9 protein-coding genes are annotated in these 10,439 nt (G+C 64.0%); 6 read left to right on the forward strand and 3 right to left on the reverse strand.

Features of this window, described 5'->3' with window-relative positions; genetic code table 11:
* Positions 1–45 precede the first annotated feature (45 nt).
* The 6 genes from OXH56_13615 to OXH56_13640 all read left to right on the forward strand — a co-directional run bounded on the left by OXH56_13615 (position 46) and on the right by OXH56_13640 (position 6,374).
* A complete protein-coding gene (locus OXH56_13615) occupies positions 46–924 on the forward strand; it encodes a M23 family metallopeptidase (protein ID MCY3556345.1) in 879 nt (292 codons plus the stop codon).
* 255 nt (positions 925–1,179) lie between these two features.
* A complete protein-coding gene (locus tag OXH56_13620) occupies positions 1,180–1,905 on the forward strand; it encodes a DUF6483 family protein (protein MCY3556346.1) in 726 nt (241 codons plus the stop codon).
* A 77-nt stretch (positions 1,906–1,982) separates the two neighbouring features.
* Positions 1,983–3,383: a tRNA (N6-isopentenyl adenosine(37)-C2)-methylthiotransferase MiaB gene (gene miaB, locus OXH56_13625; GenBank protein ID MCY3556347.1), complete on the forward strand. Its 1,401-nt coding sequence runs from the start codon at positions 1,983–1,985 to the stop codon at positions 3,381–3,383.
* Positions 3,384–3,693: 310 nt separating this feature from the next.
* Positions 3,694–4,302 (forward strand): superoxide dismutase, encoded by a 609-nt coding sequence (locus OXH56_13630; protein MCY3556348.1) that lies wholly within the window; start codon positions 3,694–3,696, stop codon positions 4,300–4,302.
* A 148-nt stretch (positions 4,303–4,450) separates the two neighbouring features.
* Positions 4,451–5,578, forward strand: a complete 1,128-nt coding sequence (locus OXH56_13635) for a zinc-binding dehydrogenase (protein ID MCY3556349.1) — start codon at positions 4,451–4,453, stop codon at positions 5,576–5,578.
* A gap of 37 nt (positions 5,579–5,615) precedes the next feature.
* Positions 5,616–6,374, forward strand: a complete 759-nt coding sequence (locus tag OXH56_13640) for a sugar phosphate isomerase/epimerase (protein MCY3556350.1) — start codon at positions 5,616–5,618, stop codon at positions 6,372–6,374.
* 123 nt (positions 6,375–6,497) lie between these two features.
* On the opposite strand, the gene thiD is transcribed toward OXH56_13640, so the two are convergent.
* The 3 genes from thiD to OXH56_13655 form a co-directional block, all read right to left on the reverse strand.
* Positions 6,498–7,844 (reverse strand): bifunctional hydroxymethylpyrimidine kinase/phosphomethylpyrimidine kinase, encoded by a 1,347-nt coding sequence (gene thiD, locus OXH56_13645; protein MCY3556351.1) that lies wholly within the window; start codon positions 7,842–7,844, stop codon positions 6,498–6,500.
* Between the two features lie 25 nt (positions 7,845–7,869).
* Positions 7,870–9,381: an AAA family ATPase gene (locus OXH56_13650; protein ID MCY3556352.1), complete on the reverse strand. Its 1,512-nt coding sequence runs from the start codon at positions 9,379–9,381 to the stop codon at positions 7,870–7,872.
* Between the two features lie 182 nt (positions 9,382–9,563).
* The gene (locus OXH56_13655; GenBank protein MCY3556353.1) at positions 9,564–10,031 is read right to left on the reverse strand and encodes a hypothetical protein; all 468 of its coding nucleotides are present in this window, start codon (positions 10,029–10,031) and stop codon (positions 9,564–9,566) included.
* Between the last annotated feature and the right edge of the window lie 408 nt (positions 10,032–10,439).

Consider the following 10,439-nt stretch of genomic DNA (forward strand, 5'->3'; position numbering starts at 1 on the left):
GTTTGGCAACTATTTCGCCAGACAATAGTTTCAGGAATTAAAATTTTGATTAAACGCCGAATGCCGACCGGACTGCTGGTCTTGCATTTCGGGGATAGAACGGTTCGTATATCCGGACTGCCGATCGCCGTCATGCTGGGCACGCTGGTCATGGTAACGGGTTTCGTGTACGCCGGTGCGCGGTCATGGCTTGCCGAATACCGACACGGCAGCATGCACGAAGAGATAAGGATCCTGGAGCAGTCCAGCCAGTCGAACAAGACCAGGCTGGATTCGCTCATCGCATCGGAAGAGAACGCCCGGCTTATCGCGGGACTTCCGAGCATCCACCCGGATATACGCCAGGTGGGTGTGGGTGGACCGGCCCCTTCGCCGGATCCGGGATTCGCGCCTGATTCGCCCTATTACCGGGCGACCAGGCTGCACTCCGAGATGGAAACCTCCCGGCGCAGATCGAGCCTTTCGCTCAGAAGCATGGAGGACATCGAGCAGCAGATCCGCGAGGTCGACGACCGCTGGCAGTTCGTTCCTTCGATCACTCCGGTAACCGGCGTGATTACCAGCCGGTACGGCCTGCGGACCGATCCCTTCACCGGTCTCTACACCATGCACCACGGGATCGATATCGCCGCGGCCCCCGGGACCCCGGTCAAGTCACCGGCCGGCGGCGTCGTGGACCGGACCGGCGTGGACCCCCGGTACGGCCTGTACCTCGACGTAGACCACCTGAACGGATACAAGACTCGCTTCGGTCATCTTTCCGCCATCCTGGTGAAGAAGGGCACGGAATTGAAGCGCGGCGATATCATCGGACGTGTGGGCATGACCGGGAGAACCACCGGACATCACCTGCACTACGAGGTCCATAAGGACCACAGGCGCGTCAATCCCATGCAGTACATCCGGTCGGAAAACGGCTGCTGATCCATTACGACCGCGAAGCAGTACCAGAGGCAGGGGCTTCTTACATTCCCTGCCTTTTTTATTTCTGTGCCGCCTATCCATGCCGCCTTGTCCACCGGGCGTCTCCCCTGAATCGTCGGCATATCCAGCCATACCCCGAATTCGGCTTGCTTACGGACCGGACATCCCTCCACTGGATGTCCGCGACGGTGGTTCGGCAGCGCTTAACGACCAGGCAGGGACTGAGGCCGGTTACATCGAGTGAGGGCCCGTTCGATGTTCAGACAGGATTACATCATGAGGACGATCCGCGTATTCATCGATGCGCTGATCCTGTTGATCCGGGCGCACCGCGACCAGGACTATCAACGCGCCCGTTCGATCGTCGCCCAGACCAGGGAGGACATCTTCGGCCTGTCGACCGCGTCCGTCATGGCGCTGTCGGAACGTACCCTGCTCTCCATGTTGATGAAACGGAGCGGAGGGGCCGTGGACACCGCTCTCATGGCCGCGCGCCTGTTCAAGGAGGACGGAACGCTGGCCCTGGCGGACGGGCAGGAGGAGGACGGCCGCCGCCTGTACCTGAAGGCCCTCAACTGCTACCTTGAAATCGCCGTGGAGCCGTCCATCGGCACGGAAGACTTTCGCTGGATCAGCGAAGACATCAGCACCACCGGTCTCGTTACGGATCCCCACGAAGCGATCAGCGAGTTGCTCGGATTTCTCCAGAACGTTGATCTGCCCGTGTCGACTTCAGTGCTGCTGTTCACCTACTACGAACGATACGGCCGGTACGCCAGCGCCGAGGATATCCTGTTTCATGCCATGGACAATCATCCGGCCGAGTCCGAATTCGCCCGGCTCGGCATGGCGTTCTACAAACGGCTCGAATCCGCGGAGGATGGCCGCCTGGAACGGGGCGGACTGCCCCGCGACGAAGTCCGTGAGGGACAGGAACAACTGAGGCGCCGGATACGCCGCGCAGGGCATGTTTTTGATTGACGGTATCATGCCGGACTTATAGATTAGCGGAATCTTAAAAACGCGAAATCACACGGGGTTTCATGGTGGTGGTCAGCATGGACAGCCTGGTCAGCCTGGACAGCATCGAAAGCACGGACAGCACGGTTATCGAGCCGCCTGCGGCGCCCGCCGCGACACAGGCGCGGTCCCTGTACGTGGAGACCTACGGCTGCCAGATGAACAAGGCGGACTCCGAGCTGATCGTGGGGCTGCTCGCCCGCGAGGGCTACCGGGTCACCGACCGGGTCGACCGGGCCGACGTGATCCTGGTGAATACCTGCGCTATCCGCGAGAACGCGGAGCAGCGGGTACTCGGGCGCATGTCCGAACTGAACCGGTTCAAGACGGCCAACCCCGACCTGATCCTGGGACTCTGCGGGTGCATGTCCCAGCACCTCGGCGACCGGATCATCGAGCGCGCGCCCTACATCGACCTGGTCGCGGGACCGGACAGCTACCGGCGCCTGCCGGCCATGCTCCGGGCGCTGGACGCGGAAAGCGAACCGGCGCTGAGCCTGACCTGGGACCGGGCGGAACACTATCTCGACATCGACCCCGTCCGGGAAGCCGGCGTAAACGGCTGGGTCACGATCATGCGCGGCTGCGACAAGATGTGTTCCTTCTGCATCGTGCCCTTCGTGCGCGGTCGGGAGCGCAGCACGCCCCACGGCGAGGTGATCCGCCAGGTCGAACGCCTCGCTGCGGAAGGCTACCGGGAAGTGACCCTGCTCGGGCAGACGGTGAACAAGTACCGGGACGGCGAGGTCGATTTCGCGGAACTGCTTACCCGGACGGCGGAAGTCGACGGCATCGAGCGCATCCGGTTCACTTCGCCCCATCCGGCCCATTTTCCGGACCGGTTGATCGAGGCCATGGCGGCTTCTCCGAAGTTCTGTCCCCACACGCACCTTCCGCTGCAGTCCGGCGCGCCTGCGACCCTTTCCCGCATGCGCCGGGACTACACTCCGGAGGTGTTTCTCGACGTCGTCCGGCGGCTTCGGGAGCGTATGCCCAGGATCGCGCTGACGACGGACATCATCGTGGGTTTCTGCGGGGAGACCGAAGCGGAATTCGAAGCGACCTGCGAGATGATGCGGACCGTGCGGTTCGACAGCGCATTCATGTTCAAGTATTCGCCCCGGCCCGGCACCGCATCCCACAAACGCCTGGACGACGACGTGCCGGAGGATGTGAAGGGCCGGCGCCTGACGGCCGTCATCGAGATGCAGAAGTCGATCTCCGAAACCCGGAACCGCGCGTACCGGGGAAAGACCGTGAACGTGCTCGTCGAAGGAACATCCAGGCGGGACGCCGACAAGCTCTTCGGCAAGACGGACGCCTTCAAGACCGTCGTGTTCCCGGCGCGGGACGGCGTCGAATCCAACATGATCGTGCCCGTGCGCGTGACCGGTTCCACGCCCTTCACGCTGTTCGGAGACGTCGTGGCGACGGCGTAGCCCGGCCGGGTAGGCGCACAGGCGTCGCACTGCTCGGATTCGTGGCGCCGCCGGCCGGCAACAGACTAACAAAGGGAAAGGCCTCAAAATGAAACCAACAGATACCGAAGCGGATTCGGTCCCCGAAGCGGATATGAACGCGGAAGCTCAGTCGGTCCCCGAAGCGGATATGAACGCGGAAGCGGAAAGCGTCGGCACCGGCCTTTCGCGCCGGAGTTTCATCGGAAAAATAGCAGGCGGCGCCCTGGCCGGACTGGCCGGCACCGCAATTCTCAACAGTTGTGCGGATCCATCCCCAAAGGAGAGTACCATGTCATTCACGCTGCCCGATCTGCCCTATGCCCATGACGCGCTCGAGCCCCACATCGACGCGCGCACCATGGAAATCCATCACGGCAAGCACCACAACACCTACATCACCAACCTGAACAACGCCCTTGCGGACCACGGCGACCTGGCCGGCAAGAGCCTGGACGAACTGCTGGCGGACAACTGCGCCATCGTGCCGGACGCCATCAAGACCGCCGTGCGCAACAACGGCGGCGGTCACGCCAACCACACGCAGTTCTGGACGATCATGAGCGGCAACGGCGGCGGGAACCCCTCGGGCAACCTGGCCGCGGCGATCGACAGTACCTTCGGCGGTCTCGACGCCATGAAGGAGCAGTTCGCGGCCGCGGGCGCGACGCGCTTCGGTTCCGGCTGGGCCTGGCTCGCCAAGGACGGGGCGGGCAATCTCGAGGTCTACTCCACGGCCAACCAGGACAGCCCGATCATGGAAGGCAAGACGGCCATCCTGGGGCTGGACGTCTGGGAACACGCCTACTACCTGAATTACCAGAACCTGCGTCCCGCGTATATCGAAGCCTGGTGGAACGTGGTGGACTGGGCGGAAGCGGAACGACGCTTCAACGGCTGAGTACGGTCTGATCCGGCCGGCCATGTCGGCAACGGCTGTCCATGTCGGTAGCGGCTGCCCGGTAGCACGCGTGGTCGTCGACTGAGTGCGCGGCCGTCGACTGAGCGAGTGGCGGTCGGCAGCGGCCGGCTAGCATCCTGGAGGCTGAATGGCGCGAACGGGAAGAGCGGCGATCCTGAGCGGGGAGCGGGGCACATTCACCGTCTGCGAGGCGGTGGTCCCCGACCCCGGTCCGGGAGAGGTGCTCGTAAGGCAGTCCATGTGCGGCGTCTGCGGCACGGACGTGCACGTCTATCAAGGCCACGCGCGGCGCAAGGCCTTCCCGCTCGTGCTGGGCCATGAGATCGTGGGCGTCATCGAGAAGCTGGGATCGGGCGTCGACTCGGACGCCATGGAAAAGCCGGTCCGGGAGGGCGATCTCATCGCCATCATCCCGGGGCAGCAGTGCGGGACCTGCTATTTCTGCGCGGTGGTCCGGGAGCCCGGGCTCTGTCCCAACGTGCTGGCCTACGGATTCCGGCCCTACGCCGACATCAAGCCCCACTTCCAGGGCGGATACGCCGAGTACGTGCTGCTGAACGTCCCCCGCAGCAAGTTTCTAAAAGTCCAGAGTCCGCCCGAGGTCGCGGTACTGCTCGAACCCTTTACCGTCGGCCTGCACTTCGCTGAAAAGGCCCAGATGAAACTCGGGTCTACCGCGGTCATCCAGGGCGCCGGCGCCATCGGACTGTTCAGCCTAGCCGCGGCCATCGAGGCCGGCGCGCACCGCACAATCGTGGTCGGGGCGCCCGCGTCGCGCCTGGAACTGGCGAAGGCCTTCGGCGCTGACGTGACCATCAACATCGAGGAAGTGCCGGACGCGCAGGATCGCATCGAAGCGGTCAAGGCGGAGACGCCGGGCGGTTACGGCGCCGACGTGGTCTTCGAGTGCACGGGCGTGCCGCCGGCCATCCCGGAAGGCGTGGAAATGCTCCGGCGGGGCGGGACCTACGTTGAAGGCGGTCACTTCACCGACGCGGGCGACGTTTCCATGAACCCTTTCAACCACTTCGTGTTCCGCCACATCACCCTCGTCGGGGTCTGGGCCAGCACCATCACGCATTTCGTGCGCGGCCTGCCCATTCTCGAATCGGGCCGCTACCCCTTCGAGGAAATGGTCTCACACACCCTGCCGCTGAGCCGCGTCGGCGAGGCCATCGACGCGCTGTCGACCAACTACCGGCTCGACGGCGAAGAGGTCCGCAAGATCGCCATTTCGGGTGAAGTGACCGGATAAAGACGTAGCGTATATAAAGGCACATAAGGAGCCCGCTTTGAAATTCAAACTGGGATTCAGCGGACTGCGGTGGCAGACTCCGGACCTGGACGAGATCCTTGGGCAGCTGAAGGAAACCGGCTGGGACGGTTGGGAGATCCGGCAGTCGCTGGACTGGCTGGGGTCGGCGAAGCGGGTGAAGACCATTTCGGACCGCGCGGGCGTGCAGGTCGCCGTGGTCACCGGCGGCGGCATCTCCCTCGACGGGGATCACGAGATGAAGGAGCGGAACAAGCGCCGCATCGATTTCGCCGCCGACGTGGAGGCGGACACCTTCATGTTCATGGGTGCCGGCCGTCCCTACGGCCGCGCATCGACGCCCGACGACATCCGGGCCCTGGCGGACCTGTCCGACGAGTTCGCCGACTACGCATCGCAGTACGATTTGGACGTGTGCTACCACATCCACACCAGCACCACGGTCGATTCCCGCGAGGAATGGGAACTGCTCATGCGCCTGATGAAGCGGGCGCAGCTCTGCATCGACGTCTCCCATTCGGCTTTCTGGCACTACGATCCCGCCCAGTCCATCCGGGACTTCAGGGATCGGCTGGTGTATGTGCACCTGCAGGATTACAAGGATTACCGCTTCGTCGAGCTCGGAGACGGCGGGCTGCTCGACTTCGGCGCCGCCATGAAGGCGCTGGAGGAGATCGGTTACGACCGGTGGGTGACCGTGTGTCCCAGCCAGTCGGACCTGCCCGATACAGAGAAGATGAAGCTGGAACGCGCCTATCTACGCAAACTGGGGTATTGACCGGCTTGGTGGTCGGCGGACTGTGCGCGGCTGAGACCGGTCCGGCGGCCAGCGGACTGTGCGCGGCTGAGACCGGTCCGGCGGCCGGCGGATTGTGCGCGGTTGGGTCCTGCCGCGGCTGTACTACTTCCCCCTGGACTTTTCCAGCACGGCCAGCGCGATATCCCCGACCCGCTCCGGGGTCTCGGCGATGACCCGGATCATGGGTTCCTTCCCCTCGTCCCCCAGGTCAAAGACGATATCCGGCACGAAGCCCTGCTCCTCGATGACCCGGGCCGTTCCCCACTCGAGCGACGAACCTTCCCGCCTTTTGGATTCGAGCGGCTCCTGGTGCCGGTCGAAGGAGGCGACCGAGAGTCCCAGCCCCCGGCAGGCGCCGAGGATCGATTCGTCGTACCGGATGTTCATCACGGATCGTTTGGACGGGTCCTTACGCATGGCGGTGAGGATGATCCGGGCCACGTGGGAGGAAGCGCCGAACTCGGGCGGCGCCACGGAGCGGATATCGCGGCGCACGCGGATGAGCCGGCCGGGGAAGGCGGCCACGTCGTCCGCCGACTGTGCGCCGGCCAGTCCCATGCCCAGGTTGCACTGCACTTCGGGGACGAGGTCCCCCGCGTGGGCGTTTTCCAAACGCCGCGCCGCGGCCGACAACTGGTCCAGGACCGAGAGGCGGTCGGCGTCGCGGTAGAGTTCGTGGAAGTGATGGACCGGCCCGTGCCCCCCGCCCAGGGGTTCGGCGTGGCGCAGGGCCCCGGTGAGGTAGCCCTTCGCGGACTCCACGGCTTCGGCCACCCCGGCCCCTTGAGCCAGTCCGGCGGCAATGGCGGACGCGAAGGTGCACCCCGTACCGTGGGTGCTCCGGGTGTCGATACGTTCGGCCTCAAAGGTCCGGAACTCCGCGCCGTCGAACAACACGTCGACCGCCGGCCCCTCGAGGTGGCCGCCCTTGACGACCACGTGGCGCGGCCCCATCTCGTGGAGCTTCCGGGCGATCGCCTTCATCCCGTCCACGTCCGACGCCTCGATGCCCGTCAGCGCCTTGGCCTCGTCCAGGTTCGGCGTGACGACGACGGCGAGGGGGACAAGCCGCTCGATCAGCGTGGAGACCGCCTCCGGTTCCAGCAGCGCGTCGCCGCTCTTGGCGAGCATCACCGGGTCCACCACCAGGGGTATGTCGGCATACGCCCGCAGCGCGTCGGCCACGGCGGCGATGATCTCCGCGTTGGCCAGCATGCCGGTCTTGACGGCCCGGGCGCCGATATCCGAAAGGACGGAATCGATCTGCGCCGCCACCGCCTCGGGCGGCAGGTTGTGGACGGCCTGCACGCCGAGGGTGTTCTGGGCGGTCACGGACGTTACGGCCGACATGCCGTACACGCCGTGGGCCGAGAACGTCTTGAGGTCGGCCTGGATGCCGGCGCCGCCTCCGGAGTCGGAACCCGCGATGGTGAGGGCTACCGGGATCATGGGCGGTGATTCGGGTGGATGATCGTCAGGTCGTCTTGGGTTGGTTTTCGTAGAACTTCTTGATCAGGCGGTCCAGGTACGCGCCGGGGTTCTCGATCGCTGCCTTGGTGATCTTCAGTTCCCGGGCCTGGATCAGCTTCAGGCCGTGGACGTAGTCCTTGAATAGCTCCAGCCCCATTTCCTCGGTGGTCCGGCCCTGTTGCGCCGCCAGGTCTTCCAGCGCGGCGGCCGCGGCTTCGTCCAGCGTGAGCGTGATGTCGTGTTCCGCGTAGTACACCTGCACCAGTTCGGCCGGTTCGGGCGGCGCCTCCGCGAGGATCCGTTCGAGTTCGCTCTCCGGGTGCTCCACCACTTCGGCCGTCACGGCGAACTGCTTTACCGTGCTGGACGGGAGTTTCTTCTCGAACCGGATCAGGATCCGCTCCATCGCACCGATAAGGCCGCGGGCGCCCGTACCCGACTGGTGGGCCTGTTCGGCGATCAGGCGCAGCGACTTCTCGTCGAAGTCCACGTCGATGCCGTAGGCCTTGAAGTCCAGTTTCTTGGCGATGATGACCGGGCTGTTCGGGTTCCGGAGGATCTGGAACAGGTCGTCGACGCTAAGCTTGTGCAGCACGGCGGTCACCGGTAGCCGTCCGATGAATTCCGACTCGAAGCCGTACTTGATCAGGTCTTCCGCGGTTACGTGCGGCAGCCATTCGCCGTCGTCGGGCTTTTCCGCGCCGTCGCCCTGCTCGAAGCCCATCGTCTGCACGCTCATGCGCTTCTTGATGATCTCTTCCAGGTTGGCGAAGGCCCCGCTGACGATGAAGAGGATGTTCCGCGTGTTGATGCGCTTTCGTTCCACCTTGCCCGTCTTCTGGAACTGGAGGGCGTTCTCCATCTGGGACGTCAGATCGTGGGGCGCCTGCAGGTCCACGTCCGTCTCCTCCATCAGCTTGAGGAGCGTGCGCTGCACCCCGGTCCGCGACACGTCGGGACCCACGATGTTGCCCGACGAGGCGATCTTGTCGATCTCGTCGATGTAGATGATGCCGTGTTCCGCCAGCTTGATGTTGCCGTCGGCCTCGTGGACCAGCGAGCGGACCAGCTCGTCCACGTCCCCGCCCACGTAGCCCGTCTCGCTGAACCGCGTGGCGTCGCCCTTGACGAAGGGCACGCCGATCCGGCTGGCGATGAGCTTGATGAGGTAGGTCTTCCCCACCCCGGTCGGGCCGATCAGGATGATGTTGTTCTTGATGTTGCCGACCGGTTCCTTCTCCTCCTGGAGGCGGATGCGGTTGAAATGGGTGCAGATCTTGGTGGCCAGGATCTCCTTGGCCTCGTCCTGGCGGATGACGTACTCGTTCAGATAGGCTTCCAGCTCCTCCGGTTTCATGTCGAACCGGATCTCCGGCAGCGGCACTTCTTCCGCGGGCGGATCCGCCGGGACGCCCTCCTTCTCCGGCTGGGCGAACTGGACCTGCGCGCCGTACTTGGTCGAGAAGAACTCCTTGAGGTCCTTCTGTATGTCACCCATGTCGGGGGTCTTGGCCATAGGGGATCGGTCCTTTCGGCTGCAAAAGTCGCGTCCTGCCTGCATCGCCGCACCGGGCGCGATCCGCTCGACGCTACGATAGAACCCCCGTAATATAGGTCAAGCGGCGCAATCGGGCAAACGCAATTGACAGGACGCGCCGCCGGAGCGGCCGGTTTCCCCGACGTAGACCGCTTTCAAAGCTACGGTTTCGCGGCGCGGCCACCGAAGGCGCGCAGGGCCCAGTACCTGACGCGGCTCCACACCCGGCCCATCCCCTCGGACCGGAGGAGTTCCCGGAAGTCGCGGTCGGCGGCTTTCCGGTAGTCCCGGCTCAGCCGTCCCATACGGATCGACTGGTAGGCGCAGTCATGCATCAGGCTCGGGGCCATCGACGAGGCAGTGTCGACCGCCGGACCCGACGCGCCGTCCCAGGAGTACCCCGGGTACACCATGAGCCTGTTCCCGTCGAACCGGAACATGGGCAGCGGGCTTGCTTCCTGCTGCAGGCGGCTCTGCCTGAACACGGTGACGGGCGGGTACGCATGCGCGAGCCGGAAAACGTATTCCTCCATCACCAGGTACTTGTATTCCCTTCGGAACATCCTGCGCCGGGCGTCGCTCTTCCCGAGTTCGACCCAGCGTCCCCGCTTCGTAACAGAACAACCCATGATCCGCTCCTCCCGCGTCCGTGCGCACTAAGTGTGCCGGGTATAGGCACGAAAAAAACCCCGTGCCGTATGTCGATCAGAAGTAGCACGGGGACGCTTGAAGGTCCGCGGGGTGCGGGTCCGCCAGGGGACGCGAGAGTATTCTGATTTAGAATTGTTTTACTATACGTATGTATGGTGATCATGTCAATTGACTTTTTACGTAACGCGTTAAATTCCAGTTCCATCGTGATACTTTGGAGTCCGGGTAGTTGTTGACAGCGGTTTACCTACCCTCCACTCTACTTATATGAGTTCTAGCGTTGTCTCTATTCGATTCGGGTAGAGGCATTGAGGATCGAAGGCCTACTATACAGAAGAACCTTGGATTGTTGGCCTCAGTAACGTAGTGCCGAAGCGCGCCAGGAG

The sequence above is a fragment of the Gemmatimonadota bacterium genome, assembly GCA_026702745.1.
In the GTDB taxonomy this organism is placed as follows: Bacteria; JAAXHH01; JAAXHH01; order JAAXHH01; family JAAXHH01; genus JAAXHH01.

Coding starts and splice junctions, on each gene's coding strand:
- OXH56_13620 (MCY3556346.1), top strand. CDS start 1,180: ATGTTCAGACAGGATTACATCATGAGGACGATCCGCGTATTCATCGAT.
- miaB (MCY3556347.1), top strand. CDS start 1,983: ATGGACAGCCTGGTCAGCCTGGACAGCATCGAAAGCACGGACAGCACG.
- OXH56_13630 (MCY3556348.1), top strand. CDS start 3,694: ATGTCATTCACGCTGCCCGATCTGCCCTATGCCCATGACGCGCTCGAG.
- OXH56_13635 (MCY3556349.1), top strand. CDS start 4,451: ATGGCGCGAACGGGAAGAGCGGCGATCCTGAGCGGGGAGCGGGGCACA.
- thiD (MCY3556351.1), bottom strand. CDS start 7,844: ATGATCCCGGTAGCCCTCACCATCGCGGGTTCCGACTCCGGAGGCGGC.
- OXH56_13650 (MCY3556352.1), bottom strand. CDS start 9,381: ATGGCCAAGACCCCCGACATGGGTGACATACAGAAGGACCTCAAGGAG.
- OXH56_13655 (MCY3556353.1), bottom strand. CDS start 10,031: ATGGGTTGTTCTGTTACGAAGCGGGGACGCTGGGTCGAACTCGGGAAG.